The organism is Halomicrococcus pelagicus, assembly GCF_051917725.1.
In the GTDB taxonomy this organism is placed as follows: Archaea; Halobacteriota; Halobacteria; order Halobacteriales; family Haladaptataceae; genus Halomicrococcus.
On sequence record NZ_JBQBLX010000009.1, the window covers coordinates 69,618 to 95,044 of the forward strand.

The window sequence follows — 25,427 nt, forward strand, 5'->3', positions numbered from 1 at the left end:
TGTTCGCGCCGAGAAGGACGGATATGCCCACGTGTCCCGTCTGCGGTATGGCGGTCGACCGGACCAACCCCGCGGAGACCGACTACCAGGACGAGGAGTACGCGCCCGCGACGATGGAGTACGAGGGCGAGACGTACTACTTCTGCTCCACGGAGCACGAGCAAGAGTTCCGGAACGGTCCCGAGGAGTACGTCGAGTAGCGCGACGTCTCCGAGACTGGAGGAGAGCGCGGTCCGCTACAGGTCGTAGATGGTTTCGTACTTCTCGGTGACGTAGTCGAGGAAGTACTCCGCCGTCAGCGGTTCGCCCGTGGCCCGTTCGATCAACTCGTCGGTGGTGTACCGCTGGCCGTGGCGGTGGACGTTCTCGGTCAACCACTCGCGGATGGGCCCGAAGTTCCCCTCGCGTATCATCGCCTCGGGGTCGTCCAGTTCCTCCTCGATGGTCGCCCAGAGCTGGGCGGCGAAGACGCTGCCGACCGTGTAGTTCTGGAAGCCGGCGAACCGGCTCGACCAGTGGATGTCCTGCAGGCAGCCTTCGGCGTCCGTCTCCGGCACGACGCCGAGGTACTCGTCCATCAGTTCGTTCCAGCGGCCCGGAATCTCGCTCACGTCCAGGTCGCCGCCGACGAACTCCTGCTCTATCTCCGACCGGAGGATGATGTGCATGTGGTAGGTGAGTTCGTCCGCCTCGACGCGGATGAGGTTGTCCGTGAACACCTGGTTGACCGCCTCGTACGCCTCGTCGACGGTGACGTCCTCGAACTCGGGGAACCGCTCTTTCACCGTCGGCAGGAACCGCTCCCAGAACGCCTTCGTCCGGCCGACGTGGTTCTCCCAGAACCGCGACTGGGACTCGTGGATGCCGGAACTGCGGGAGTCGCCCAGCGGCGTCCCGTAGGCGTCGTCGCGCAGGCCGAGCTGGTAGGTCGCGTGGCCGAACTCGTGGACGGTCGCGGTCAGGGGGTCGACGAAGTCGGTCTCGTGGAACCGGGTCGTGATGCGGGCGTCGAACTGCGTCCCCGACATGAACGGGTGCGGCGCGGTGTCGAGGCGACCCCTGTCCCAGTCGTACCCGAGGAGGTCGAGGGCGTCACGACAGAGCGCCTCCTGGTCCTCGGGGTCGAACTCGCCCGCGAAGGCGTCGTCGGCGATGTCCGCGCCGTTCTCCTGAACGTCCTCGATGAGCGGCACGAGCCCCTCGCGCAGTTCGTCGAAGATGCGCTCGACGGTCGACAGCGGGAGGTACGGCTCGCCCTCCTCGAACATGACCTCGTAGGGGTCTTTCTCCGCGTCGACGTACTCGGCGCGCTCGACGTGGAGTTCGCGCAGTCGGTCGAGGTACGGTTCGAACGTCTCGAACTCGTCCTCCTCTTTCGCCTCGCGCCACGCCTGCTGGGCCTCGCTTATCGTCTCGGACAGTTCCTCGACGAGGTCGCCCGGAACCTCCACCTCGCGTTCGTACTGGCGACGAATCTCGCGGACGACCGCCGCCTGCTCGTCGTCGAGGTCCTGCGATTCGAGGTCGGCGAGCAGGTCGCCGACCGCGTCGTCGGTCAGCAGGTCGTGTCTGACCGTCTGGAGCGCGGAGAGCTGTTTCGACCGCGCAGGGGTGCCGCCATCGGGCATCTTCACCTGCTGGTCCCAGTAGAGCACGCCGGCGGCGTTGCCCACGTTCTCGATTCGTTCCACTCGGTCGAGCAACTCCGCGTACGCGCCGTCTGTCTCGGGGTCAGCGGTTGCCATGCAGATTGAAAGTTCGTGTCACGTTATCAATTCCGGGGTAGCGGAAACCCGCCCCCTTCCATGAGAGGGGCCAGACCTTTCACCCGTCGTGGGACAGGACAGCACGTGAATCTCAGGGACGCCTTCGACGCCCCCGCCCCCGCGGTCGTCCTCGCGGAGGGGGCGTTCGGAACGATGGACGGAAAGACGGCCAACGGGGTCGTGATGCACAGCGAACTGTTCGACGCGCGAGCGGTCGTCGACTCCACGCACGCCGGCGAGTCGGCGGCGGACGTGCTCGGCCGCGACGACGTCGCGGACGTGCCGGTCGTCGCCTCCACCGCCGAGGCGCTGGAGCGCGCCCCCGACGCCGCGGCGCTCGTCGTCGGCGTCGCACCCGCGGGCGGCGACCTGCCCGAGGAGTGGATCGCGGACATCGAGGAGGCGATTCGAGGCGGCTGTGACGTGGTCTCGGGCCTGCACGTCTTCCTCGGCGAGCGAGACGCCTGGCGCGACCTCGCCGACGAGCACGACGTGCGCATCTTCGACGTCCGCAAGCCGCCGGCCGGCGACGGCCTCCGCGTGGGCGACGGGCGCGTGGACGACTGCGACGCGGACGTGGTGCTGACGGTCGGCACCGACTGCGCGGTCGGCAAGCGAACCACGACGTTCGAACTGTATCGCGCGGCGAAGCGCGCCGGCCTCGACGCCGGCTGGGTCGCGACCGGCCAGACGGGCATCATGGTCGGCGCGCACCGCGGCGTCGTCGTCGACCGCGTGCCCGCCGACTTCGCGGCGGGCGTCGTCGAGGACCTCGTCTGCGGGGTGGCCGAGGAGCACGACCTCGTGTTCGTCGAGGGGCAGGCGGCGCTCACCCATCGCGCCTACTCCGGCGTCACGCTGTCCATCCTCCACGGCGCGTGGCCCGACGCGGTCGTCCTCGTCGACCAACCCGACCGCGAGCGGCGCACCCACTTCGACCAGTGGCCCGTCGCCGGCGTCGAGGAGGAGATGGAACTCGTCGAAGGGCTGTCGGAGGCGACCGTCGCAGGCGTCTCGACGTGGGCCGACCCCGGAGCGGTCGAGTATCCGGTCCCCGCCGCGAACGTCTACGACGACGACGGGCCGGCCGACCTGCTGGCGACCGTCCGGGACGCGCTCTGACCGCGAGCGCGGAGGCGCTCGCGGGACGACGGCTACCGGGCGAGCGCGGACCGGGGGAGAGAGCTACGAGAGTTTAAGGGGAATGGCGAGCCAACTGCCGGTAATGATAGATACCGTCGTCGTCGCCACGGATGGTTCCGAAAGCGTCACTCGCGCGGTCACGGTGGCGCTCGACCTCGCGCGCCGATTCGACGCGGCAGTACACGCCCTCTACGTCGTCGACACCGGGGAAATAGAGTCCTCGCCCGAATCGCTGCGCGACGAACTCCGGGACGCCCTGCACGAGCAGGGCGAGGAGGCGCTGGAGAGCGTCCGCGACCACGCCGACCGCGAGGTCGTCACCGCCGTCCGGGAGGGCGACCCCGCGGCCACCATCAGCGAGTACGCCCGCGAACAGGACGCGGACGTGGTCGCCACCGGCACCCGCGGTCGCCACGGCGAGAACCGCTTTCTCATCGGGAGCGTCGCCGAGCGCGTCGTCCGCATCTGTCCGACGCCCGTGCTGACGGTTCGGCAGTTGGACGAGGAGGCGGCGTAGGGAAGCTATTTGTCACGCCGCGATAACGAACGGACCATGGCCGCCATCGAACTGGACGGCGTGACCAAGCGGTTCGGGAACGTCGTCGCCCTCCGGAACGTGGACCTCGTCGTCGAGGACGGCGAGGTGTTCGGCTTCCTCGGCCCCAACGGCGCGGGGAAGTCCACGACCATCGACGTCCTGCTGGACTACGTCCGACCGACGACGGGCACCGCTCGCGTGTTCGGCCACGACGCGCAGGAAGAAACGCGGACGGTCCACGAGCGCGTGGGCGTGCTCCCCGACGCCTACCGCGCGTATGGCCACCTGACAGCCCGCCAGCACGTCGAGTTCGTCGCCGAAGCCCGGGGCGTGGACGCCGACCCCGCCGAACTCCTGGACCGGGTCGGCATCCTCGGCGCGGCGGACCGCCGCGTCGAAGGGTTCTCCAAGGGGATGGCCCAGCGCCTCGTCCTCGGGATGGCGCTCGTCGGCGACCCGGACCTGCTCGTGCTGGACGAACCGACGACCGGACTCGACCCCAACGGCGCGCTGGCGATGCGCGAGATAATCCGGGCGGAGCAGGCCCGGGGCACGACGGTGTTCTTCTCCAGTCACATCCTCGAACAGGTCGAGGCGGTCTGCGACCGCGTCGGAATCCTTCAGGGCGGCGAACTCGTCGCGGTCGACTCCATCGACGGCCTCCGCGAGACGGCGGGAGCCGACGCGACGCTGTCGGTGACCGTCGCCCGCGTCCCCGAGAACGCGGTCGACGCCGTCCGGTCGGTCGAGGGCGTCGCCCGCGTCGCCGTCGAGGGGACGACGGTGACCGTCGCCTGCGCGGACGCCGCGAAGAAGCCGGCGCTCGACGCGCTGGAGCGGGCCGGCGCGACGGTTCGGGACTTCGACACCGAGGAGGCGTCGCTGGAGGAGCTGTTCGCCACCTACACCGCGGAGGCGACGGCATGAGCTGGCGCGTGGTCGCGAAGAAGGACGTGCTGGACGCCGTCCGGACCTGGCGGCTCGGGACGACCGCCGTCGCGTTCGTCCTCTTTTTCGCCCTCCCGGTCTACTTCGGGGCGACCGGCTCCACCGCGAACGCGGGCGGCGACGGCCCGAGCTTCTTCTCCGGCACGGGGGCCGTCCTCTTTCTCGTCCCGCTGGCCGCGCTGATGCTGAGCTACGACGCCGTCGCCGGCGAACGCGAGTCGGGAAGCCTGAAGCTCCTGCTCGGCCTCCCCGTCACCCGCCGCGACGTGACGGTCGGACTGGCGGTCGGGCGCGCGGTCGTCGTCGGCACGTCGGCGGTCGTCGGCATCGTCGCGGCCGCGCTCGTCTTCGTCGCCTTCGGCGGGACGGTGTCGCCGGTTTCGCTCGTCGCCTTCCTCGCGCTCGTCGCCCTGCTGGGGGCGGCGTACGCCGGACCAGCGGTGGCCTTCTCGGCCGCGGCGTCGACGAGCAACCGGGCGATGGCGACCAGCGTCGGCTTCTTCCTGCTGACGCTGCTCGGCTGGTCGTCCGTGCCGAAACTGGTGCTGTACGTGGTGAACGGCTTCTCGATGCCACGGGGGGCGCCGCCGGAGTGGGCCGTCTTCCTCGACCGCCTCAGCCCGGTGAACGCCTACCGGGCGGCACAGCGGGGATTCGTCGAGGCCGGCGGGGCGTGGACGCCGGCCGGCGACGCCTTCTACTACGCCGACTGGTTCGGCGTCGTCGTTCTGGCGGCGTGGGCGGTCGTCCCCGTCGCGCTCGGCTACCGGCGGTTCCGGGCCGCCGACCTCTGAGTCCGGCGGCGAACGGGCACGCTGGCCGTCGGTTCGTAACGGGGAACTCTTTGCGACGCGGGCCGAGGAGACGGTATGGACGATTGGCTCATCGACGACGAGCGACTCTCGCTCGAACGGAAGTCGCTGCTCCCGGGCGAGGGATTCTTCGTGCCGGACTCTATCGAGGAAGAACAGGAGGAAAAGGAGGTGCGGGAGGCGCTCGACGGCGCGGACGTCGCCGTCGTCGCCGACCCGGACGCGGACGGCCTCGCCGCGACCGCGCTGATACGGGAGGCGTACGGCGACGCGGCGCTGGTCCCCACCGGTCCGCACGACCTGGACGAGACCCTGGAGAACGTGGCGGCGTACGCCGAGGACGGCGCGACCGTGTTCGTCTGCGACCTCTGCCCGGACGCGTTCGAACCCATCGCCGCGGAACTGGCGGTGCTGGTCGAGGAAGCCGACGACGTCTCGTGGTTCGACCACCACCAATGGGACGAGACCGTCGCGGCGGCGGTCAGGGACGCGGGCGTCGACCTCGTCGTCGGCGAGTCCGACGAGGAGTGCACCGCCGACGTGGTCGCGCGGTCGCTCGACCACGACTTCCCGGAGTACCTCGTCGAACTCGCCGCCGTCACCCGGGACCACGACCTCTGGCTGCGCGAGGACCCGCGCAGCGACGACCTCGCCGACTACTCCTACTGGACGGAACCCGAGGAGTACATGGCAGTCGTCCAGGAACACGGCGCCGACCTCCCCCCGGAGGTCGAGGAGTTCGTCGCCGAGCGCCGCGTCGAGAAGGACGCGCTCGTCGAGCGCGCCGTCGAGCGTGGCGAACTGAAGGAAGTCGGCGACTGGACGGTCGGCGTGACCTACGGTCGCTGCTCGCAGAACGAGGTCGCCGAGGCGATGCGCGAGGAGGGTGCGGACGCCTCCGTCGTCGTCAAGCCCGCCGGCAGCGCCTCCATCCGGGGCACCGACGCGTTCGAGCGCTGCCACGAGGTCGCCCGGCAGGTCAACGGCGGCGGCCACCCGAAGGCCGCGGGGTGCAAGCCGGACATCTACGACGACATGCTCGACTACGCCCACCACTGGACGACCCAGGGCGCAGTGGCGAAGCAGGTCATCCTCGACGGCTTCCGGAACCTCGACCCCGAGGACGGCGCGAGCGAGGAGGAGGAGGCGAGCGACGGGAGCGCTGACCCGGCGGACGACTAGAGGACGCCCGACGAGCGCTCGCTGCTCGTCCGCCCCGGGTCGGGTCGCTTAACTCCCGCCGCGCCGACGCCACCGGCATGAACGGTTCCGCGGTCTTCGACGCAGACGACCCGGTCGTCGGCATGGTCCACCTGCCCGCGCTGCCCGGCGCGCCAGGGTTTTCGGGCGACTTCGACGCGCTGGTCGAGCGCGCGCTGGCCGACGCCCGGGAACTCGAAGCTGGCGGTGCGGACGCCGTGCTGGTCGAGAACTTCGGCGACGCCCCCTTCTACCCCGACGAGGTGCCGCGACACGTCGTCGCGTCGATGACGCGCGTCGCGACCGAGATTCGGCGGGCGGTCGAGCTACCGCTGGGGGTCAACGTCCTGCGGAACGACGCCGCGGCGGCGCTGTCGGTGGCGACCGCCGCGAACGCCGACTTCGTCCGCGTGAACGTCCACACCGGCGCGCGCGTGACCGACCAGGGCGTCGTCGAGGGGCGAGCGCACGAGACGCTGCGACTCCGCGAGACGCTCGACTCCGACGTGGCGATACTGGCCGACGTGGCCGTGAAACACTCCGCGCCGCTCGCCGAGCGTCCCGTCGAGGAACTGGTCGCGGAGACGCTCGAACGCGGCAAGGCGGACGGCCTGGTGGTCAGCGGTCCCGGCACCGGACGGGCGGTGGACGCCGACCTGCTCGAAACGGTCGTCGCGCGACGGGACGACCTCGGCGCGGACGCACCCGTCCTCGTCGGGAGCGGCGTCACCGCCGGGAACGTCGCCGACCTGCTCGCGGTCGCCGACGGAGCCATCGTCGGCACCGCGCTGAAGGAGGGCGGCGAGACGACGAACCGCGTCGACCGCGAGCGCGTCGCGACCCTCGTCGGACGGACGTGAACTCGCCGACCCCGGCGAGGAACCGCGTCGCCGGGGCCTTCTCGGATGGTCGAATCCGGAGCGCTACGGACGGCGGAACTCGTAGTCGAAATCGTCGCCGCGGACGGCGATAGCGCCGCCGTCGTGGTCGAAGCGCAGTTCGTCGACGACCGCGTCGAAGTCGTGCAGCGGCATGCCCGCGCTCACCTCGCCGTCGCGGGCGACCGAGAACCGCGAGTTGTCCAGTTCCGCGACGACGCGCTCGCCGGCCGTGTCCACGCGCCCGGTGTCGGCGAACCGCCGCAAGTGTTCCTCGACGGCGTCCCAGTCGTCTATCGAGACGTGGTCGTAGCGTGCGTCCTCTGGGTCGGTCGACATGGGAGGTAGCGGGACCGCAGACCGGAAAACCGTGCTGGCCGCGGCCGTGGGGCGCGTCTCTCCTATCGCTCGCCCGCGACCCACTTCTGGGAGTAGGCGGTACCGCAGTCGCAGTAGGCGTAGGCGTGAATCACGTCGCCCTCCGCGTAGATGTCGCCGACGTCCTCGTTCTGCTCCTCGGCGAACGCGAAGACGAACTCCGTCTCGTGGTCGGCGCTCTCGTCGCCGTCCGCCTCCTCGCCCGCCGCCGGGCACTCGCCGCCCGTGAGGTCGGCGTCGATGGTACCCTCCGTGCCCATCGCGCGCTTTGCGAACCCCATCGCCTCCATCCCGGTCGCGGTCTGGAAGACGCTGCGGCCCGTGTCGCCCGGGACGACCAGCAAGGTGCCGTCCGGGACGGACTCGCCGTGGTCGGCCAGCGAGTCGCCGTCGACGAACGAGTCGGCCAGGAAGAGCGCCACGTCCTCGACGCGCTCGCCCGCCAGGAACTCCTCGCGCTTGCTCATCGTTCCTCGACCTGTTCCGCGATGTTCGCCAGGCCGTCGTCGGGACCTTCGGCCGCGTCGTAGACGGTGCGCTTGCCCGGTTCGCGGAGGCCGTACCGGAACTCCTCCGAGACGACGTCGAGCAGGACCGACTGGTCGAACTCTCGGTTGCTCGCCTCGAACCACTCCGTGAGGCGGTTCTCGCCGTCGCCGGGATTGCGCGCGAGGCTCGGCGTGTCGTACGCGCCGCGGATGAGTCGGCCGTCGCCGGTCAGTGGTCGTTCGATGCGCGCTCGGTACTCGGTGTCGTCGATGACAAGGCGGACGACGTCGTCCTCCGGGAACGCCTCGGCGTCGTCCGCGGGAATCTCGACGCACGGGCGGTCGGTCGCGCCGCTCCGGGTGATGGTGGCCCGGACGGTGTCTACAGTCTCGCTAGAAACCCGCTGAGTCATGTTCGTGTTCGTTCGAAGGAGGTCGAGGCGTTTCAGTGCTTTGCTCGCCGAAGTCGCGGTCAAAGCCGAAACAGAAGGGACCGGGGCGACGAACCGCGACCGGGCGGGAATCGGTCCCTCAGAGCGTCAGGACCATCTCCAGTTCGAAGCTCTCGGAGTCGGTGGTCTCGAAGCCGACGTCGCGGTAGAGGCTGACGGCGGCACGGTTCCAGCGCTCGACGGTGAGCCAAACGTGGTCGACGCCGTTGGCCTTGCCGTGCCCCAGCAGCGCCCGGATGAGTTGGGAGCCGATACCGGCGCGCTGGTAGCGCTGGTGGACGAAGATGGCGAGTTCGTACGAGCCGTTGCCGTCCGGGACGAGCGTGGCGTGGCCCGCGACCTCGTCCTCGTGCCACGCGACGACGTTCAGCCCCTCGCCCAGCGTCTCCACCCAGTCGCGGACCCGGGATTCGGTCGCGGGCGGGATGCCCTGCGCGCGGTCCGCGGGGTCGAAGTCGACGTACATCTCGACCAGCGCTTCCTCGTCGCCCTCCTCGTACGGGCACACGTCGATGTCGCGGCCCTCGCGGTCGGTGAAAGAGAGCGGCGGCTCGGGGAACGGCCCCGACGGTTCGTCGGGGAAACGTCGGTCGTGTCGCGTCATGGTTCGCGCACCAGCTTCACCGTGACGTGGGAGTTCAGCAGGACGAACTCCGCTATCTGGCCGAGTTTTATCTTCCCCATCGGGCTGCGCTGGCCGCCGCCGAGCACGATCTGGTCGAATCCCTCGCTCTCGGCGACGTCGAGCAACTGGCTCCCGGGGTCGCCGGTCAGTTCGCGTACCTCGGCGTCGACGTCGGCGTCGGCGAGCACGCCCTCGGCCCTCGTCCGAACCTCGTCGGGCGTCAGGTCGCTCTCGGGGTTTTCGAGGACGGCGATGGTGAGGTCGTCGCCCGCCGCCCGCGCCCGCCCGACCGTCTGCTCCAGCGCGGTCAGCGAGTCGTCGCTCCCACCGATTCCCAGTAGCACTTTCATACACCCCTGTTCCGGTGCGGGCGTCAAAACAGTTCGGCTCCGGTCGAACCCGATCGCCGTCGCTCCATCACCGACCGACGACACTCTTTTGCACCCCGGTTGGTAAGGTCCGGTATGTCAGACGAATCCTCCCTCTCGTCGGCCGAATCCGACGAGAGCGACGAATCTCCGGGCTCCGACGCCGAGCAGACTGCGGCACAGCGACACGGCGAGACCGACGCGTCGGGCGTCGACGAGAACGATGCGCCGAACGCCGACGAGGCCGGCGCGTCCGGACCGGACGAAGTCGACGCGTCGGAGACGAGCGTCCCCGGGTCCGACGCCGGGGGAGACGCTCCCGGGACGGACGCGGTCGACGTACCGCCGGAGGTTCGGAAGTACGAGCGGTTCAAGAAGATGGACGGCGCGCAGTACGACCGCGTCAACGAGTTCCTCCGCGAGCGGACGTACGTCACCGCCCGCGAGTGGGCCATCGCGCGGCTCTGTGCCGACTTCCGTACCGAGACCGGCGTCGAGATGACGAAGATAGGTGAGAACCTCCCGCACCTCGTCCCATTCATGACCGATACGTACACGCCGCAGGCGGTCAACCAGGCGCGGTCGAGCTTCGAGGAGAAGGTCCACAAGGCCGGTGCGACCTTCCTCTACGGCGCGATGTGTAACTTCTTCACCGCCGAGGAGCTGGACGACCTGATGTACGAGGTCACCGAGGTGGCGAAGTTCCTGCTGGAGGTCGAGGGCGTCGACCTCTCGGTCGAGGAGGAGCTGGCCGCCGAGGACCGCATCTCCGGGGTCATGCGCGAAGTGCGCGAATCCAGCGAGCAACTGCGCCACGACGAGGTCGAGTGTCCGAACTGCGGCCACGAGATACGCCCGGATGCGGAGTGACTACTCCGCGGTCCCGTCGTCGTCCGCTTCCCCACTCGTCTCGGTCTCGGGGGCCGGCGGCTGGAAAACGCTCTGGTCCTCGTGGGTGAACTGGATGCGGTCGTCGCTCAGCGTCCGGACGAAGGTGTACATCTCCCCACGGTCGTCGGCGGCTTCGAGCATCTCCGCCGCGCCCTGGACGTCGTAGTACGCCGGGTACAGCACGACGGTCTCGGCGTCGTGGTCCTCCATGGCGACCACGAGGTAGACCATGCGGTCTTCCGCCGCACGGAACGCCTCGAAGGAGTCGAAGGCGACGCCGTCCTCCAGCAGCGACTCGAGTTCCGCGAACTCGTCGTCCGGTACGAGCACGTCGAGGCCGTACTCGGTCACGGTACTCACGTCGACGGAGTCGCCGGCCGCGTCGGTGGACTCGACCTCGCCCGCGTCCTCGTCGGAGACGACCTCGACGTCGGCCGCGTCGAGGTCGACGTCGGTTCCCTCGTCCGCACCCTCGTCGTCGGTGTAGACGACGGGCGTCACGTCGCCGGGGTGCAACAGCAGGGCGTCCCAGCCGGCGTCCTCGTACTCGGCCGCGGTGGCCTCCATGTCCTCGACTACCTCGTCCCAGAACTCCATCGCTCGGGTGTTGGCCGTGTAGTTCGGCGCGTCGCCACTCATACTGTCAATCCGCGCGCTTGTCGGCCAAAAGCGTTGTGCCACGCCGCGCGAGGAGGGCGCTCGCAGTGCAATCCTCGCGGTACCGTTTCGTTCCGAAACCCGTTGATTGATAATCACTGACACCAATTTGGCGACGATGGCAACCGAAGCCGCCGACGCGGACGCGGACGCGTACGACCAGTTCCTCCAGAAGGTGAAACGAATCAACAACGTCGAGGGTGCGGCCGGCATCCTGGGCTGGGACCAGGAAGTCATGATGCCCGAGGGCGGCACGCCCGCGCGGTCCCAGCAGCGCTCGGCGCTGTCGGCCATCTCCCACGACCTGCTGACCGACGACGAGATGGCCGACCTGCTCGCCGACCTCGAATCGCAGGACCTCGACGACGAGCAGCGGGCGGTCGTCCGCGAGGTGCGCCGGAAACACGAGCGCGCGACGAGCGTCCCGACCGACCTCGTCGAGGAGATATCCCGGACCACCTCCGAGGCGCTGCCGAAGTGGGAGCAGGCCAAGGAGGAAGACGACTTCTCCATCTTCGCGCCGACGCTGGAGAAACTCGTCGAACTCGAGCGCGAGTACGCCGAGCACATCGACCCCGAGAAGGACCCCTACGAGGTGCTGTTCGAGGAGTACGAGCCCTACCTCGGCATCGACACCGCCGAGGAGACGCTCGAACGCCTCCGGGACGAACTCGTCCCGCTCATCGACGACGTGCGCGAGAGCGACGTCGACCTCGCGTCGCCGTTCGACGGTACCTACGACGCGGACACCCAGGAGGACCTCGCCCGCGACGTGCTCGACACGCTCGGCTACGACTGGAACCGCGGCCGCCTCGACACCGCACCGCATCCGTTCTCCAGCGGCAACCAGTTCGACGCTCGCGTGACGACGCGGTTCGACGAGTCCGACCCGCTCGGCGCGCTGATGAGCACCATCCACGAGTTCGGTCACGCCACCTACACCCTCGGCCTGCCGGACGAGGAGTACGGGACGCCCCTGGGGCAGTCCCGGGACCTCACCGTCCACGAGTCCCAGTCGCGGCTCTGGGAGAACCACGTCGGGCGCTCGAAGGCGTTCTGGGAGCGGTTCCTCCCCGAACTGACCGAGCGGTTCCCGGAGGCCGAGGACCTCACCGTCGACGACCTGTACGAGGCCGTCAACGAGGTGTACGAGGACAACCTCATCCGCGTCGAGGCGGACGAACTCACCTACCACATGCACATCGTGGTCCGGTTCGAGATCGAGAAACAGCTCATTCGCGGCGAGATAGACGTCGAGGACGTGCCGGAGCTCTGGAACGACAAGTACGAGGAGTACCTCGGCATCCGCCCCGACTCCGACGCCGAGGGCTGCCTGCAGGACATCCACTGGAGCCACGGCAGCTTCGGCTACTTCCCGACCTACTCGCTCGGCAGCGTCCTGGCGGCCCAGCTGTACGCCACCGCCGAGGAGGACATCGACGACCTCGACGAACGCGTCGCGGCGGGCGACTTCGAGCCGCTGCACGACTGGCTGACCGAGAACGTCCACCAGCACGGTGCCAGGTACACCACCGACGACCTCATCGAGCGCGCGACCGGCGAGTCGTTCACCGCCGACTACTTCCTCGACCACGTCGAGTCGAAGTTCTCCGAGCTGTACGACCTCGACGGGTAACCCGACGACCGCGACCAGGCACCCGTTTTTCCGTCGCCGGACCGACGCCGGAGAGCGGCGCGTCTCGGCCATCGCCGGAGCGGTCGGCGCCGCTGGCCGCTCCCCGAGGGGACGGTCGCGCTACTCGCCGACCCGACCGCTCGCCTCTCGAAACAGCCCGTCGAGTATCTCGGGCGTGGTGGGGTGGAACGCCCGGTCCGGCACGTCGCGGACGTCCATCTCGCCTTCGACGACGACCTGCATCGTCTTCGCCATCACGTCGGCGTGGTAGTGTAGCCCCTGGTAGCCGAGCACCGTGCCGTCGTCGGCGTCGACGACGAGTTTCGCCAGCCCCTCGGCGGCGTGTTTGGTCTTGAACACGCCGTCGTCGGTGGCGCGGCGGGTGACGGCGACGTAGTCGCGGTCCTCGGCCTCGACGGCCGACTCGGAGAGGCCGACGTGAGCGAAGGGGTAGACGCCGGTTCCGGAGAACATCACGTGGTGGCGGGTGTTCTCGTACGGTTCGAGGTCGTCGCCGCGGGCGTGCGCCAGGACGTTCGCGGCGGCCTGGAACCCCTGCTCTTTGGCGACGTGGAGGATGGGTTCGTGACCGTTCGCGTCGCCGACGACGAAGGTCCGGGGGTCGTCGCGGGCCTGCATCGTGTCCCGGACCCAGCCCGGACCGGGGTCGAGAGCGGTGGCGTCGAGACCGAGGCCGTCGAGGGCGGGCCGGCGACCCGTGAACAGGAACAGTTCGTCGGCCTCGACGGCGCGCTCCTCGCCGTCCTCCTCGACGTGGAGGCGGACGCCGTCGCCGGCGGGTTCGACGCGCCGCTCGTCCGTCTGGGTCAACACCTCGACGTCGAACCGCTCGCGGTAGATGTCGAGCAGTTCGTCGCCGAAGGCGTCGTCGGCCTCGTCCAGCGGACGCTGGTCGTGCTCGACGACGGTGAGGTCCATCCCCGCGGCCTCCGAGAGGTAGGGAACGAGTTCGACGCCGACGTACCCGAATCCCATGACGACGCCCGAGTCGGGGAACTCGGTCGCGTCGAGCACGTCGTCGCTGGTCGAGTAGTCCACGTCCTCCAGGCCGGGCAGGTCGGGAACGTTGAGGTCCGACCCCGTGGCGACGACGACGTAGTCGGCCGCTATCTCGCGGTCGCCGACCGCGACGACGTGGTCGTCGACGAACCGCGCGGTGTCGTGGTGGAAGGTGACGTTCTCGCGCTCGGCCATCTCGTGGACGGTGGCGCGGCGATGGCTGGCGAAGCTCTCGACGTGGTCGTCTTTGCGGTCGACGACCGACTGGAGGTCGACCTCCGGCGTCCCCTCGAGGCGAGGGTCGTCGCGAACCTGGAAGCGGTGGGCCGTGGCCGACAGCACTTCCTTCGACGGCATGCAGCCCCGGAGGATGCAGAGACCGCCGCCGGGGTCGCCGTCGTCGACGAGCGTCAACTCCACGTCCGGTTCGTCGACCAGTTCGCTCGCCACCGCGACTCCCGCGCTTCCGTACGCCCCAACGACGACGACGTGCGTGGTCATAGTCGCGCGTTTGGACGCCCCGCCCTTTAGCAGTTCGTCCGCCGGCCGGGGACTCCTGGCCGTACGACACCGGACGGGGCGACCGAGTTCGGAGGGTACGACTGCGTTATCGCGATATCGCGCCGCGGTCGGCGTCGACGACCGCCTCGACCTCCTCGCGGGTGACGACCGCGACGTCGCCCGGAATGGTCCGCTTCATCGCGGCGGTCGCCGCGCCGTACTCCAGCGCGGTCGGCACGTCGTCGCCCGCGAGGCGGCGCGCGACGAACGCTCCGACGAAGGCGTCGCCGGTGCCGATGGGGTCGACCGTCTCGGTCTCGACTGCCGGCTGTTCGAAGACTGCGCCGTCGTGGAACGCCAGCGCGCCGTCTTCGCCGCGCGTGACGACGACCGTCTCGAAGTCGTGGTCGTCGGCGAGGCCGCGAGCGATGCTCTCGGCGTCGCCCTCCCGCCCGAGCACCTCGTGAGCGTCGCGCTTGGCTGTCGTCAGCACGTCGACTGCCGGGAAGAGTTCGGTCAGGGTCGCCCGCGCCTCTTCGGGCGACCAGAGCTTCGAGCGGTAGTTGACGTCGAAGGAGGTGGTCGTTCCGGCGTCGCGTGCGGTCGAGAGAACGTCGGCGACGGTCGATTCGAGGGTCGAGGAGAGCGCGGGCGTGATGCCGCTCGTGTGGAACCAGTCGGCGTCGCGGACGGTCGAGAGCGGGAGGTCGTCGGGGCGGGTCGTCGTGACCGCGGCGTCCGAACGGTCGTAGATGACGTTGGTGCCGCGCGGGGTGGACCCGTGTTCGAGGTAGTAGGTTCCCTGGCGACCGTCGTCGCTCCACGCGACCGCCGCGTCGATGCCGTGCGACCGTAGCTCGGCGGCGACGCGCCTGCCGAGCGGGGAGTCGGGAAGTTTCGACGTCCAGGTGGCGTCCGCGCCGATGCGCTGGGCGGCGATGGCGACGTTGCTCTCCGCGCCCGCCGCCCGAAGTTCGAGCGTCGACGTCGTCTCGATTCGCTCGCGGTCCGGAGGCGAGAGTCGAAGCATCGTCTCGCCGAACGTGACCAGGTCGGCCATGTGCGCGAGGTAGAGAGCGACTCCTATAGTTCGACCGGTCGCGGTCCACGTACGAGAGAGCCTTCGGCGGTCGAGCGGTAGCGAACGACGTTCGTTCGTCAAATACCATACCTCTTCGGAGTCGGAAAATGACTCGCCCGGTAAACTTTTGCTTTGCCGACAGCAAAGGTGACCAGGTATCGACCGACGGATGAACGAGCCTCCGAAATCGGACCAGAACGAGCTGCCGTTCGACGACGCGTTCTCGACGGACATCTACGACGGGGTCCCGGACGTCATCTACGCCTTCGACCGGAACTGGCAATTTCGGCGCTGGAACGACCGACTGCTCGAACTGACCGGATACAGCAACGCCGAAATCGCCGAGATGAATCCTATCGAGTTCATTCCCGAGGACGAACGCGAACACGTGAGCGAACTCGTCATGGACGTTCTGGAACGCGGGACGTCCCGGAGCGTCGATACGACCCTGTTGGCGAAGGACGGCGAACCGCTCCCCTTCGAGTTCAACGGGTCGCCGGTGAGAGCGGAGTCGGGAGCCATCGTCGGCGTGGCGGGCAGCGGACGCGACATCTCCGAACGCAAGCGACGCGAACGCGAACTCAGCCAGTACGAGACGCTGTTCGAGACCGTCGGGGACGGCGTCTACATCATCGACGAGGACCTGCGGTTCGTCACGGTCAACGAAGCGTTCGCGTCGATGACGGGGTACGACCGAGAGACGCTGGAGGGAAGTCCCATCTCGCTCGTCAGTTCGGAGGCCGGTCTGGCGAAAGCCCAGCGACTGGCCGACGAGTTGCGCACCAGCGACCGCGAGGTGGCGAACCTCGATACCGACATCCTCTCGGCGTCCGGAGGGACCGTCCCGACGGAGACGTGCTTCTCCCTCCTGCCGGACGAGGACGCCGGCGGTATCGTCGGCGTCACGCGGGACGTGACCGAGCGCCGACGGCGCGAGCGCAAACTCCGTCGACAGCGCGACGAACTGGAGACGTTGAACCGCATCAACGTCGTTATCCGCGAACTCACCCGGTCGCTCGTCTCCACGGCGTCCCGTGAGGGCATCGAGACGACCGTCGTCTCGCAACTCGCGGATTCGGACCTCTACCAGTTCGCCTGGGTCGCCGAGCGCGACCGCACCGGCACCGGACTCTCAATCCGTTCTGAGGCGGGCGGAGACAACGGCGTGCGCTCGCTGGTCGGCGAAGTGGTCGGCGAGGAGGACCGACCGGCGACCGTCGCCCTCCGGACCGGGGAGACCCAGGTCGCGAACGACGCCCGAGTACGGCCGATTCCGCCCGGCTCGGAGACCGCCCTGGCGGAGTCGTCCGTCGAGTCCGGCATCGCCGTTCCGCTGTCGTACGGCGAGGCGACCTACGGCGTGCTCGTCGTCTACGCGACCCGGCCGAACGCGTTCAGCGAGCGCGAACAGGCGGGTTTCGAGGCACTCGGCGACATCGTGGCGTTCGCCATCAACGCCGTCGAGAGTCGGCGACTGCTGTTCGCCGAGTCGGTCGTCGAACTGGAGTTCGCGGTGACCGACGGCGGCGCGCTGTTCGTCCGCCTGTCGGACGAGTACGACTGCCGGTGTACGCTCGAAGACGTACTGCCCGCCGAGGAGGAGACGATGCTCTGTTTCGTCCGGGTCGCCGGCGAGCCTCCCGACGTCGTCCTCGACGCGGTCGAAGCGTCCGACGAGGTCGACAGTGCCAGACTCGTCAGCAGGGGCGACGACGAGTGCGTCCTCGAAGTTCGCGTCACCGGTCCGTCGCCCGTCGTGACGCTGGCCGACCACGGCGCGTCGGTCACGCACGCAGTCGCCGAGGGCGGCGAGGGCCGAATCGTCGCCGAACTCCCCCCCGACGCCGACCTTCGCGCGGTCGTCGAAGCGGTCGAGTCGGCGTTCCCCGGCGCGAAGATGGTCGGCAAGCGCGACGCCGAACGGCCCGCCGGGTCGGCCGCCGAGTTCCGTACGGAGCTCGACGACCGCCTGACCGACCGGCAACTGACCGCGACACGGGCGGCGTACCGCGCGGGCTACTTCGACTGGCCGCGCGCCAGCACGGCCGAGGAGGTCGCCGACGCGCTCGACATCTCCGCGGCGACGCTCCACCAGCACCTCCGAAAGTCACAGGAAAAGCTGCTCGACGTGTTCTTCGGCGAGTCCGACTAGTTCCAGGGCGCGAAGTCGGGGTCGACCTGTCGCTCCTCGCGGTCGAGGTTCTCTATCGCCTCGACGTCCTCGTCGTCGAGTTCGAGGTCGAGCGCGTCGAAGTTGTCCTCGATGTGGTCGTAGCTGCTCGCCTTCGGGATGGCGACGACGTCGTCTTTCTGTGCCAGCCACGCGAGGCTGACCTGCGCCTCGCTGACGCCGTGTTTGTCGGCTATCGCCGACAGTTCGTCGACCTCGAACACCTTCCCGCGTGCCAGCGGCGAGTAGGCGACGAGCGTAAGGTCGTGCTCGCGGGCGTACTCGACGAGTTCGTCCTGCTGGAGCAGGGGATGCATCTCGACCTGGTTGGCGAGCAGCGGCGCGTCGAGCGTCTCGCGCGCCGTATCGAGGTGGCGGGGCTCGAAGTTGCTCACGCCGACGTGGTCTATCGTGCCCTCGTCGTACAGTTCGTCGAACGCAGAGAGGGTGTCCTCGGGGTCGTACTCGTGCGCCGGCCAGTGGACGTACAGCAGGTCCAGGCTGTCGACGCCGAGTTTGTCGAGGCTCTCCTCCGTGCTGGCGAGCACGTCGTCGTGGGCCAGATTGCTCGTCCAGACCTTCGTCGCGAGGAAGACGTCTTCGCGGTCGACGCCCGCCTGGGCGATGCCCTCGCCGACGTGCCCTTCGTTGTCGTACGCCTGCGCCGTGTCGACGTGCCGGTAGCCGATTTCGAGCGCGTGCGCGACGCTCTCCACGCAGGCTTCGGGGTCGGTGTTCTCCCACGTTCCGAGTCCGAGTTTGGGTATTCCTACCCGGTCTGCATCTGAAGACATCGGTGTCCCCGTCTTGGGAGAGCGTCCGGAAAGCGATTACGGCGCCGGAACGTCTCGTTGTCGACGACCGCGACCCGCCTGGCGAGCGCGGTCGCTTTCCGTCGGCGGTTACCCGGCCTGCGACGCCGCTACTCGGGGTCGGGGTCGCAACCGCCAAATACAACGGAAATCTGACACCACCCTCCCATTCTGCTTTCGGAGGAGTAATCGACGTTACTCCGCTATCGCGCGGTCGGCGGGCGCTCGTCTCGTCCGAGTCGTCGCCGTCGGACGTAGTGAACCAGCGCCGAGAGCGCGAACGCAGCGACGATGAGCACTCCCCAGATCTCGTCGGGGATGGCCGTAAACGGCGGAATGCCGAGCCAGTCCGCGAAGACGAGAACCGCGCTCACGATGGCGAGCCCGAGGTAGTACCGAACCCACGGAAACTCGTCCTGGGGCCGCAGGTACCCCTCTAGCTGGGCCGCGTTCTCCGAGAGTTCGACGACGCCGCGACTCTGGTTGTAGTCGACGATGCCCGCGTCCGCGAGTTTCGGCAGATGTGTCTGATAGAGGGAGGTGTAGACCGACTTGCGCTCGTTGGCCGACAGCCCTTCGACGGTCGTGTCGTTCTCCCAGGCCGCCACCTGTTCGGCGAGTTCGCTGAGTTCGACCGGACGGTCCTTTTGCTTGAGATAATGCAGCGTGTATCGACGACGCCTGTTTTTCAACACGTCGAAGATGAGGTCCTCGGACAACTGTTGTGGAGTACCGTCAGTGGAACTCATGCTACCTGGGACGCCCAATCGGTTGTTGTGTCTGTGCCATAGCCACCCGATGTAACGACGACGTGAAGTTACTGCGGACAACACTTTGTTATCCAGTGCTTAGGCGGGAAAATCCGAAATGGAGGTTACATTGCCGGCGTTTAAGGCCGGAGTTCGGTCGGATAACGCGGCCATTCTCCGCGTTTCAGCCCCTCTTGCCGTCGTTCTCCTCAGAGGACGTCGATAAAATACATCTACGGAGTCCGACTACGCCGACCGCGGCGCGCCGACCGTCGTCCCGTGCTCGGCGAGCGTCGTAGGTCCGGGGTTCGGCCGAACAGTCCCCGTCCTCTCGGGAGTCGGCCGTCCGTTCCCGGGCGAGCGCCACCGGACGAGGGACACCGACGTTCTCGACGAACTCGACTCCGTCGCGCTTCCAGCGTCTCCCTATCGTCTTAGCGAAGCGCTGACCAGGTGCGCGGCCGTCGAAATCTGCGGTCGCGGAACGACCGGTCGAGAAACGCGCGGCGCCCGTCCCGTCGAAGTCAGTACGGTCCCCGTATCGCGCGAGTACGCGGCGGACGCCCCCTCGTCGGCGCGACGGTGCCACCGGGAGACGGCGTATCGAAAACGAGGTCGGCCGCTCAGTCGTCCATCGCCGCGGGGGCGCGCCGGTCCGAGCGCGGCCCCTCGATGTCGACGCCCGGCAGTTTGTCCCGCAGGTACCGTCCCGTGTGGGAGTCGTCGTTCCGGGCGACCTCCTCGGGCGTCCCGGTGGCGACGACGTCGCCGCCGTTCTCGCCGCCCTCCGGGCCGAGGTCGATGACGTTGTCGGCGTTCTTCACGAGGTCGAGTTCGTGCTCGATGACGACGACGGTGTTGCCCTGGTCGGACAGGCGCTGGAGCACTTCGATGAGTTTGCGCTCGTCCTCCTTGTGCAGCCCCGTCGTCGGTTCGTCCAGCAGGTACAGCGTGTCGCCGCTGTCCTTCTTGCCGAGTTCCTCGGCGAGCTTGATGCGCTGGGCCTCGCCGCCCGAGAGGGTCGTCGAGGGCTGGCCGAGCTTCATGTAGTCGAGGCCGACGTCCTTCAGCAGTTTGAGGCGGCGACGAATCTGGGAGTTCGCCTCGAAGAAGTCGTACGCCTCCTCGACGCTCATGTCGAGCACGTCGGAGATGGTGGCGTCCTTGTAGGTGACGTCCAGCGTCTCGTCGTTGTACCGCTCGCCGCCGCACTCCTCGCAGGGGACGTACACGTCCGAGAGGAAGTTCATCTCGATCTTCACCGTGCCCTGTCCGCCGCACTCCTCGCAGCGGCCGCCCTTCACGTTGAACGAGAAGCGGCCCTTCTCGTAGCCGCGCTGCTTGGCGAGTTTCGTCTCCGCGAACAGCTCGCGGACGTAGTCGAAGACGCCGGTGTACGTCGCGGGGTTCGAGCGCGGCGTCCGACCGATGGGCGACTGGTCGATGAGCCGCACCTTCTCGACGTTCTCGATTCCATCGATGGCGTCGTGGTCCCCGGGGTCGACGCTCGTGTTGTCGTTCATCTCGCGGGCGAGTCCCTTGTAGAGGATGTCGTGCATCAGCGTGGACTTTCCGGACCCGGAGACGCCCGTGATGGCGGAGAACTGGCCGACGGGAATCTCGACGTCGACGTCCTTGAGGTTGTGCTGGCGCGCCCCCCGGACGACCAGCGCAGCGTCGCTGTCGCGGCGGTCGTCGGGGACCGGAATCTCCTTCCGGCCGGCGAGGTAGTCGCCGGTGATGCTCTCGTCGTGGGCCATTATCTCCTCGACGTCGCCCTGCGCGACCACTTCGCCGCCGCGCTTTCCGGGGCCGGGACCCATGTCGATGACGTTGTCGGCGCGGCGCATCGTCTCCTCGTCGTGTTCGACGACGATGAGTGTGTTGCCGAGGTCGCGCAGCCCTTCGAGGGTGTTCAGCAGGCGGTCGTTGTCCCGCTGGTGCAGTCCGATGGAGGGCTCGTCGAGCACGTAGAGCACGCCGACGAGGCCGGACCCGACCTGCGTCGCGAGCCGGATACGCTGGCTCTCGCCGCCGGAGAGCGTCGACGCCTCGCGGTCGAGGGTGAGGTACTCCAGGCCGACCTCCTCCATGAATCCGAGGCGAGCGCGGATCTCCTTGAGAATCTCCTCCGCTATCTTCGTGTCGCGCGGCGAGAGGTTCGCTTCGAGGTTCTCGAAGTGCTCCAGGGCGTCGCCGATGGACATCTGGTTGACCTCGGTGATGGAGGTCCCCTCCACGTACACCGACCGGCTCTGGTCGTTGAGACGCGTCCCTTCACAGACCGGGCACGTCGTCACCGCCATGTAGTCCTCGATATGGTCGCGGGTCGAGTCCGAGTCCGTCTCGACGTACCGGCGTTCGAGGTTCGGGATGACGCCCTCGAACCGCTCGTCCTTCTCGCGGACGCCGTTCTTCGTCGTCCACTCGAAGTGGACCGTCTCGTCCGTGCCGTAGAGGAACGCTCGCTGTACGTCCTCGTCCAGGTCCTCGAACGGCGTGTCGACGCTGACGCCGAAGTGGTCGGCGACGTTGTCTATCTGGCGCCGGTAGTACGTCCGCTGGTAGCGCCACGGCTCGAAGACGTGTTTCAGGGGTTTGCTCTCGTCGACGACGACGAGGTCCTCGTCGACCTCCTTCGTCTCGCCGATGCCCTCGCACTCCGGACACGCGCCGTGGGGGCTGTTGAACGAGAAGCTCCGGGTCTCTATCTCCCGGAAGTCGATGCCGCAGTGGGTGCAGGCCAGGTCCTCGGAGAACTCGACGACGAGGCGGTCGTCGTCGTCCCCCGCCAGGTCGCCGGTGGAGCGAGCCTCGGTACCCAGGTCGGCGTCCTCCGGCGGGTCCGACACGATCAGCTTCATCACGCCGTCGGCCTCCTCCAGTGCCGTCTCGACGCTGTCGGTGATGCGCGAACGCGCCTCCTCGCTGACCTTCACGCGGTCGACGATGACGTCGATGTCGTGGTCGTAGTTCTTGTCGAGGTCCGGGCGGTCCAACGTCAGGTCGAACTCCTCGTCGTCGACCTCGACGCGGGAGTACCCCTCGGAGACGAGGTCGTCGAACAGGTCCGCGAACGCCCCCTTCTGGTCGCGGACGACGGGGGCGGCTATCTTCGCCTTCGTCCCCTCCGGGAGTTCGAGCACCCGTCGGACCATGTTCTGGGCGCTCTGTTCGCCCACCTCCTGCCCGCACTCCGGACAGTGGGGCGTACCGACCCGGGCGTACAGCAGGCGGAGGTAGTCGTGCAGTTCCGTCACCGTGCCGACGGTCGAGCGGGGGTTGTTCGCCGCGTTCTTCTGGTCGATGGAGATAGCCGGCGACAGTCCCTCGACGTTCTCGACCTGCGGCTTGTCCATCTGCCCGAGGAAGTTGCGGGCGTAGGCCGACAGGCTCTCGATGTAGCGGCGCTGCCCCTCGGCGTACACCGTCTCGAACGCGAGCGAGGACTTCCCCGACCCCGACAGGCCGGTCACCACGTTGAACTCCTCTCGTGGAATCCGGACGTCGAGGTCCTTGAGGTTGTGTTCCTCGGCCCCCCGGACGTCGATGTACTCCTTGCTCATCTATGGGTAAGACAGCGACCGCATCGGCCTATGTTTGTCGGTTGCGCGAGAAAGCGGAGCGAAAGTGAAGCGACAGGAGGACGTTCGACGAGAAAACTCGGTCGGCAGTCGAACACTACTCAGAACAGTATCGAGAGTCCGAAGACGAAGTCGAGGACAGCGACTGCAACGACGGTCACCAGAGCGATGTAGGCAGTGCCTTTGACAATCCAGAAAGCGAATCGACCGGTAGCAGCAGCACGGTGGCTCATCCACCACCAGATTTTCCCGCTATTCGTTTTCTCGTGTTCATTGACATTCGAGCCCGAATCTGTCGCCAGTGACCCATCGGGGCGAACATCTGGACTCGATTCAGGCTCCAGATTACGGCTGTTTCCCGGCGTTCGTTGCGTTTCGATACTCTCCGTCTCCGTCATCGGTCGACTCGAAGACGAAGCGTCGACTGAATCGTCGAACGTACTCTCGAAATGGCGTGTGTCGACGTTCTGATGACGTAGCCCGGGGCAGTCGTGGTTTTCGGGAAGACGATGGTCCGGACAGAAACCCTGCTTGCAGTAGCGACAGGTGTTCTCCATCGAAGTGTAATCCTCACCACATTCCGCGCAAGTTGGCATCGATACACGATAGACATCCGACATATAAATTAATTATCATTTAGTTGGTCTTCGAGGTTGCCACCATGCTCCAAAGTCCGGCCTGTGAGATAGTATTCTTCGACCGCACGAGACGAGAACGACTGAAAGGCACATAGCCACCGGGACCGTAGGTGCGTCGATTGGTGAAACGATTCAGCGCGAACGACGACGCGAGCGAACGACCCGAGGCGGAACTGACGAGCGACGGCTCGATGTGGCGGCTCTACGCGGAGTACGGCCGGGAGTCGACGCCGCAGTTCGCGGTCGGGCTGGTGGCGACGGTACTGTCCCGACTGCTGGGACTGGTTCCGCCGGTCGTCCTCGGACTCGCCATCGACGCGGTGTTCCTCGACCGGCGCGCCTACCGGCTGGCGTTCCTGCCGGCCTCTCTGGTGCCGGAGACCCCGCTCGGACAGCTCCGGCTCTCGGTCGCCATCATCGCGGGGTCGTTCGTCGTCGGAGCGGCGTTCTCGTGGCTCCAGAACTGGGGGTGGAACGCCTTCGCCCAGCGCGTCCAGCACGCGCTCCGGATCGACACCTACGACGCAATGCAGTCGCTGGACATGGACTTCTTCGACGACCGCCAGACCGGCGAGCTGATGAGCGTCCTCAACAACGACGTGAACCAGCTCGAGACGTTCCTGAACGACGGCCTGAGTTCCGCGCTTCGCATCGGCGTGACCGTGCTCGGCATCGGCTGGGTCATGGTCACGCTGAACCCCCAGCTCGCGCTCGTCGCGCTCCTGCCGGTGCCGCTGCTCGCCGCGTTCACCTACCTGTTCGTCCGGACGATACAGCCGAAGTACGCCGCGATGCGGGCCAGCGTCGGCGCGCTCAACTCCCGGCTCGAGAACAACCTCGGCGGCATCGCGGCCATCAAGGCCGAGAGCGCCGAGGCGTTCGAGAGCGGCCGCGTCGCGGACGCGTCCCGGGCGTACTACGACGCCAACTGGGACGCCATCCGGACCCGCATCACGTTCTTCCCCGGTCTGAGCCTCATCACCGGCGTCGGCTTCGTCGTCACGTTCGCCGTCGGCGGCTACTGGCTGGTCGTCGGCCCGCCCTGGCCGCTCACGGGGACGCTCGACCCCGGCGAGTTCGTGACGTTCATCGTCCTCAGCCAGCAGTTCGTCTGGCCGATGGCGCAGTTCGGCCAGATAATCAACATGTACCAGCGGTCGGAAGCCTCCAGCGCTCGCGTGTTCGGCCTGCTGAACGAGCGCGGGACGCTCGAAGCCAGCGAGGACGCCCCGGACCTCCGGGTGAGCCGCGGGCGCGTCGAGTACGACGACGTGAGCTTCGGCTACCGCCACGCCGAGGACGACGGCGAGCCGGTCGTCTCGAACGTCGACCTGACCGTCGAGCGCGGCGAGACGCTGGCGCTCGTCGGCCCGACGGGAACCGGGAAGTCGACGGTGCTCAAGCTGTTGTTGCGGATGTACGACGTGGACGAGGGCGCGATACGCGTCGACGGCACGGACGTCAGGGACGTGAACCTCCGGAGTCTCAGGCGGGCCATCGGCTACGTCAGCCAGGAGCCGTTCCTCTTCTACGGCACCGTCAGGGAGAACGTCGCGTACGGCTCCTTCGACGCCAGCGACGAGGCGGTCGTGGAAGCGGCGAAGGCGGCGCAGGCCCACGAGTTCGTCCGGAACCTGCCCGACGGCTACGACACGATGGTCGGCGAGCGCGGCGTGAAGCTGTCGGGCGGCCAGCGCCAGCGCATCGTCATCGCTCGGACGATTCTCAAGGACCCGGACGTCCTCGTGCTGGACGAGGCGACGAGCCACGTCGACACCGAGACGGAGGCGCTCATCAGGCAGAGTCTCGCAGACCTCGCCGCCGACAAGACGACGTTCGTCATCGCCCACCGGCTCTCGACCGTCAGGGACGCGGACCGGATACTCGTGCTCGACGACGGCGAGGTCGTCGAGCGCGGCACCCACGCGGAACTGCTCGCCCGGGACGGCCTCTACGCGAACCTCTGGCGGGTGCAGGCGGGCGACATCGACGACCTTCCCCGGGAGTTCCTCGAACGGGCGATTCGGCGGCAAGCGCGGGTCGAGCGCGCCGACGCTCCCGCCGAGGGCGAGTGAGGACGAATCGCCCCAGA

Annotated in this window: 24 protein-coding genes and 1 pseudogene; 11 read left to right on the top strand and 14 right to left on the bottom strand. The window is 68.0% G+C overall.

Annotated elements, in window-relative coordinates; all coding sequences use genetic code 11:
- Positions 1 to 23: 23 nt before the first annotated feature.
- Complete coding sequence (locus ACTF4R_RS20425; RefSeq protein ID WP_440010358.1) at positions 24 to 200, top strand: YHS domain-containing protein; 177 nt, start codon at positions 24 to 26, stop codon at positions 198 to 200.
- A gap of 36 nt (positions 201 to 236) precedes the next feature.
- Here the strand turns inward: ACTF4R_RS20425 and ACTF4R_RS20430 are convergent, their stop codons facing one another.
- On the bottom strand, positions 237 to 1,745 hold the full coding sequence (locus tag ACTF4R_RS20430) for a carboxypeptidase M32 (RefSeq protein ID WP_440010359.1): 1,509 nt from the start codon (positions 1,743 to 1,745) through the stop codon (positions 237 to 239).
- 105 nt (positions 1,746 to 1,850) lie between these two features.
- On the opposite strand from ACTF4R_RS20430, the gene ACTF4R_RS20435 reads away from it, so the two are divergent.
- The 6 genes from ACTF4R_RS20435 to ACTF4R_RS20460 all read left to right on the top strand — a co-directional run bounded on the left by ACTF4R_RS20435 (position 1,851) and on the right by ACTF4R_RS20460 (position 7,267).
- Entirely contained in the window at positions 1,851 to 2,888 is a 1,038-nt protein-coding gene (locus ACTF4R_RS20435; protein WP_440010361.1) for an N-acetyltransferase DgcN family protein, read from the top strand.
- 103 nt (positions 2,889 to 2,991) lie between these two features.
- On the top strand, positions 2,992 to 3,426 hold the full coding sequence (locus tag ACTF4R_RS20440; protein ID WP_433625912.1) for a universal stress protein: 435 nt from the start codon (positions 2,992 to 2,994) through the stop codon (positions 3,424 to 3,426).
- Between the two features lie 36 nt (positions 3,427 to 3,462).
- Positions 3,463 to 4,374, top strand: a complete 912-nt coding sequence (locus ACTF4R_RS20445) for an ABC transporter ATP-binding protein (RefSeq protein ID WP_440010363.1) — start codon at positions 3,463 to 3,465, stop codon at positions 4,372 to 4,374.
- On the top strand, positions 4,371 to 5,189 hold the full coding sequence (locus ACTF4R_RS20450; RefSeq protein WP_440010365.1) for an ABC transporter permease subunit: 819 nt from the start codon (positions 4,371 to 4,373) through the stop codon (positions 5,187 to 5,189). Before ACTF4R_RS20445 ends, ACTF4R_RS20450 begins: the two co-directional genes overlap by 4 nt.
- 75 nt (positions 5,190 to 5,264) lie before the next feature.
- Positions 5,265 to 6,389, top strand: a complete 1,125-nt coding sequence (locus ACTF4R_RS20455; RefSeq protein WP_440010367.1) for a DHH family phosphoesterase — start codon at positions 5,265 to 5,267, stop codon at positions 6,387 to 6,389.
- Positions 6,390 to 6,466: 77 nt separating this feature from the next.
- Entirely contained in the window at positions 6,467 to 7,267 is an 801-nt protein-coding gene (locus tag ACTF4R_RS20460; protein WP_440010368.1) for a BtpA family protein, read from the top strand.
- A gap of 63 nt (positions 7,268 to 7,330) precedes the next feature.
- Here the strand turns inward: ACTF4R_RS20460 and ACTF4R_RS20465 are convergent, their stop codons facing one another.
- The 5 genes from ACTF4R_RS20465 to ACTF4R_RS20485 all read right to left on the bottom strand — a co-directional run bounded on the left by ACTF4R_RS20465 (position 7,331) and on the right by ACTF4R_RS20485 (position 9,578).
- Complete coding sequence (locus ACTF4R_RS20465; RefSeq protein WP_440010371.1) at positions 7,331 to 7,624, bottom strand: hypothetical protein; 294 nt, start codon at positions 7,622 to 7,624, stop codon at positions 7,331 to 7,333.
- Positions 7,625 to 7,686: 62 nt separating this feature from the next.
- The gene (locus tag ACTF4R_RS20470; RefSeq protein ID WP_440010373.1) at positions 7,687 to 8,130 is read right to left on the bottom strand and encodes a DUF5807 family protein; all 444 of its coding nucleotides are present in this window, start codon (positions 8,128 to 8,130) and stop codon (positions 7,687 to 7,689) included.
- Positions 8,127 to 8,564 carry a DUF7112 family protein gene (locus ACTF4R_RS20475; protein ID WP_440010375.1) on the bottom strand — a complete coding sequence of 146 codons (438 nt, stop codon included), beginning with the start codon at positions 8,562 to 8,564 and terminating at the stop codon, positions 8,127 to 8,129. The genes ACTF4R_RS20470 and ACTF4R_RS20475 overlap by 4 nt, the downstream gene beginning before the upstream one ends.
- Before the next feature lie 118 nt (positions 8,565 to 8,682).
- On the bottom strand, positions 8,683 to 9,207 hold the full coding sequence (locus ACTF4R_RS20480) for a GNAT family N-acetyltransferase (RefSeq protein WP_440010377.1): 525 nt from the start codon (positions 9,205 to 9,207) through the stop codon (positions 8,683 to 8,685).
- Positions 9,204 to 9,578 (bottom strand): universal stress protein, encoded by a 375-nt coding sequence (locus ACTF4R_RS20485; protein WP_440010380.1) that lies wholly within the window; start codon positions 9,576 to 9,578, stop codon positions 9,204 to 9,206. The genes ACTF4R_RS20480 and ACTF4R_RS20485 overlap by 4 nt, the downstream gene beginning before the upstream one ends.
- Positions 9,579 to 9,692: 114 nt before the next feature.
- Here ACTF4R_RS20485 and ACTF4R_RS20490 point away from each other — a divergent pair, with 114 nt between their 5' ends.
- A complete protein-coding gene (locus tag ACTF4R_RS20490) occupies positions 9,693 to 10,466 on the top strand; it encodes a DUF5806 family protein (RefSeq protein ID WP_440010382.1) in 774 nt (257 codons plus the stop codon).
- Here the strand turns inward: ACTF4R_RS20490 and ACTF4R_RS20495 are convergent, their stop codons facing one another.
- The gene (locus ACTF4R_RS20495) at positions 10,467 to 11,126 is read right to left on the bottom strand and encodes a DUF7529 family protein (RefSeq protein ID WP_440010384.1); all 660 of its coding nucleotides are present in this window, start codon (positions 11,124 to 11,126) and stop codon (positions 10,467 to 10,469) included.
- A gap of 136 nt (positions 11,127 to 11,262) precedes the next feature.
- Between ACTF4R_RS20495 and ACTF4R_RS20500 the strand changes: the two genes are divergently transcribed.
- Positions 11,263 to 12,780, top strand: coding sequence for a carboxypeptidase M32 (locus ACTF4R_RS20500; protein ID WP_440010387.1), 1,518 nt, complete (start codon positions 11,263 to 11,265; stop codon positions 12,778 to 12,780).
- 120 nt (positions 12,781 to 12,900) lie between these two features.
- On the opposite strand, the gene ACTF4R_RS20505 is transcribed toward ACTF4R_RS20500, so the two are convergent.
- Positions 12,901 to 14,301, bottom strand: coding sequence for a dihydrolipoyl dehydrogenase family protein (locus ACTF4R_RS20505; protein WP_440010389.1), 1,401 nt, complete (start codon positions 14,299 to 14,301; stop codon positions 12,901 to 12,903).
- Between the two features lie 106 nt (positions 14,302 to 14,407).
- Positions 14,408 to 15,361, bottom strand: a complete 954-nt coding sequence (gene kdgK1, locus ACTF4R_RS20510) for a bifunctional 2-dehydro-3-deoxygluconokinase/2-dehydro-3-deoxygalactonokinase (protein ID WP_440010392.1) — start codon at positions 15,359 to 15,361, stop codon at positions 14,408 to 14,410.
- A 190-nt stretch (positions 15,362 to 15,551) separates the two neighbouring features.
- Between kdgK1 and ACTF4R_RS20515 the strand changes: the two genes are divergently transcribed.
- Positions 15,552 to 17,534 (top strand): bacterio-opsin activator domain-containing protein, encoded by a 1,983-nt coding sequence (locus ACTF4R_RS20515; RefSeq protein ID WP_440010395.1) that lies wholly within the window; start codon positions 15,552 to 15,554, stop codon positions 17,532 to 17,534.
- Here ACTF4R_RS20515 and ACTF4R_RS20520 read toward each other — a convergent pair.
- From ACTF4R_RS20520 to ACTF4R_RS20540, 5 genes and pseudogenes are all read right to left on the bottom strand, one after another.
- The gene (locus ACTF4R_RS20520) at positions 17,531 to 18,346 is read right to left on the bottom strand and encodes an aldo/keto reductase (RefSeq protein ID WP_440010397.1); all 816 of its coding nucleotides are present in this window, start codon (positions 18,344 to 18,346) and stop codon (positions 17,531 to 17,533) included. The two genes, ACTF4R_RS20515 and ACTF4R_RS20520, sit on opposite strands and share 4 nt — an antisense overlap.
- A 221-nt stretch (positions 18,347 to 18,567) precedes the next feature.
- On the bottom strand, positions 18,568 to 19,113 hold the full coding sequence (locus tag ACTF4R_RS20525) for a DUF7344 domain-containing protein (protein ID WP_433625950.1): 546 nt from the start codon (positions 19,111 to 19,113) through the stop codon (positions 18,568 to 18,570).
- Positions 19,114 to 19,736: 623 nt separating this feature from the next.
- On the bottom strand, positions 19,737 to 22,679 hold the full coding sequence (gene uvrA, locus ACTF4R_RS20530; protein WP_440010399.1) for an excinuclease ABC subunit UvrA: 2,943 nt from the start codon (positions 22,677 to 22,679) through the stop codon (positions 19,737 to 19,739).
- 119 nt (positions 22,680 to 22,798) lie between these two features.
- Entirely contained in the window at positions 22,799 to 23,095 is a 297-nt protein-coding gene (locus ACTF4R_RS20535) for a hypothetical protein (protein WP_440010447.1), read from the bottom strand.
- Positions 23,096 to 23,185: 90 nt separating this feature from the next.
- A pseudogene (locus tag ACTF4R_RS20540) lies at positions 23,186 to 23,317 on the bottom strand (AN1-type zinc finger domain-containing protein); the annotation flags it as partial.
- Between the two features lie 209 nt (positions 23,318 to 23,526).
- Between ACTF4R_RS20540 and ACTF4R_RS20545 the strand changes: the two are divergent.
- Positions 23,527 to 25,410: an ABC transporter ATP-binding protein gene (locus tag ACTF4R_RS20545; RefSeq protein WP_440010444.1), complete on the top strand. Its 1,884-nt coding sequence runs from the start codon at positions 23,527 to 23,529 to the stop codon at positions 25,408 to 25,410.
- The last annotated feature ends 17 nt before the right edge of the window (positions 25,411 to 25,427 follow it).

Coding starts and splice junctions, on each gene's coding strand:
- ACTF4R_RS20425 (WP_440010358.1), top strand. CDS start 24: ATGCCCACGTGTCCCGTCTGCGGTATGGCGGTCGACCGGACCAACCCC.
- ACTF4R_RS20430 (WP_440010359.1), bottom strand. CDS start 1,745: ATGGCAACCGCTGACCCCGAGACAGACGGCGCGTACGCGGAGTTGCTC.
- ACTF4R_RS20440 (WP_433625912.1), top strand. CDS start 2,992: ATGATAGATACCGTCGTCGTCGCCACGGATGGTTCCGAAAGCGTCACT.
- ACTF4R_RS20445 (WP_440010363.1), top strand. CDS start 3,463: ATGGCCGCCATCGAACTGGACGGCGTGACCAAGCGGTTCGGGAACGTC.
- ACTF4R_RS20450 (WP_440010365.1), top strand. CDS start 4,371: ATGAGCTGGCGCGTGGTCGCGAAGAAGGACGTGCTGGACGCCGTCCGG.
- ACTF4R_RS20455 (WP_440010367.1), top strand. CDS start 5,265: ATGGACGATTGGCTCATCGACGACGAGCGACTCTCGCTCGAACGGAAG.
- ACTF4R_RS20460 (WP_440010368.1), top strand. CDS start 6,467: ATGAACGGTTCCGCGGTCTTCGACGCAGACGACCCGGTCGTCGGCATG.
- ACTF4R_RS20465 (WP_440010371.1), bottom strand. CDS start 7,624: ATGTCGACCGACCCAGAGGACGCACGCTACGACCACGTCTCGATAGAC.
- ACTF4R_RS20470 (WP_440010373.1), bottom strand. CDS start 8,130: ATGAGCAAGCGCGAGGAGTTCCTGGCGGGCGAGCGCGTCGAGGACGTG.
- ACTF4R_RS20475 (WP_440010375.1), bottom strand. CDS start 8,564: ATGACTCAGCGGGTTTCTAGCGAGACTGTAGACACCGTCCGGGCCACC.
- ACTF4R_RS20480 (WP_440010377.1), bottom strand. CDS start 9,207: ATGACGCGACACGACCGACGTTTCCCCGACGAACCGTCGGGGCCGTTC.
- ACTF4R_RS20485 (WP_440010380.1), bottom strand. CDS start 9,578: ATGAAAGTGCTACTGGGAATCGGTGGGAGCGACGACTCGCTGACCGCG.
- ACTF4R_RS20490 (WP_440010382.1), top strand. CDS start 9,693: ATGTCAGACGAATCCTCCCTCTCGTCGGCCGAATCCGACGAGAGCGAC.
- ACTF4R_RS20495 (WP_440010384.1), bottom strand. CDS start 11,126: ATGAGTGGCGACGCGCCGAACTACACGGCCAACACCCGAGCGATGGAG.
- ACTF4R_RS20500 (WP_440010387.1), top strand. CDS start 11,263: ATGGCAACCGAAGCCGCCGACGCGGACGCGGACGCGTACGACCAGTTC.
- ACTF4R_RS20505 (WP_440010389.1), bottom strand. CDS start 14,301: ATGACCACGCACGTCGTCGTCGTTGGGGCGTACGGAAGCGCGGGAGTC.
- kdgK1 (WP_440010392.1), bottom strand. CDS start 15,361: ATGGCCGACCTGGTCACGTTCGGCGAGACGATGCTTCGACTCTCGCCT.
- ACTF4R_RS20515 (WP_440010395.1), top strand. CDS start 15,552: ATGAACGAGCCTCCGAAATCGGACCAGAACGAGCTGCCGTTCGACGAC.
- ACTF4R_RS20520 (WP_440010397.1), bottom strand. CDS start 18,346: ATGTCTTCAGATGCAGACCGGGTAGGAATACCCAAACTCGGACTCGGA.
- ACTF4R_RS20525 (WP_433625950.1), bottom strand. CDS start 19,113: ATGAGTTCCACTGACGGTACTCCACAACAGTTGTCCGAGGACCTCATC.
- uvrA (WP_440010399.1), bottom strand. CDS start 22,679: ATGAGCAAGGAGTACATCGACGTCCGGGGGGCCGAGGAACACAACCTC.
- ACTF4R_RS20535 (WP_440010447.1), bottom strand. CDS start 23,095: ATGACGGAGACGGAGAGTATCGAAACGCAACGAACGCCGGGAAACAGC.
- ACTF4R_RS20545 (WP_440010444.1), top strand. CDS start 23,527: ATGTGGCGGCTCTACGCGGAGTACGGCCGGGAGTCGACGCCGCAGTTC.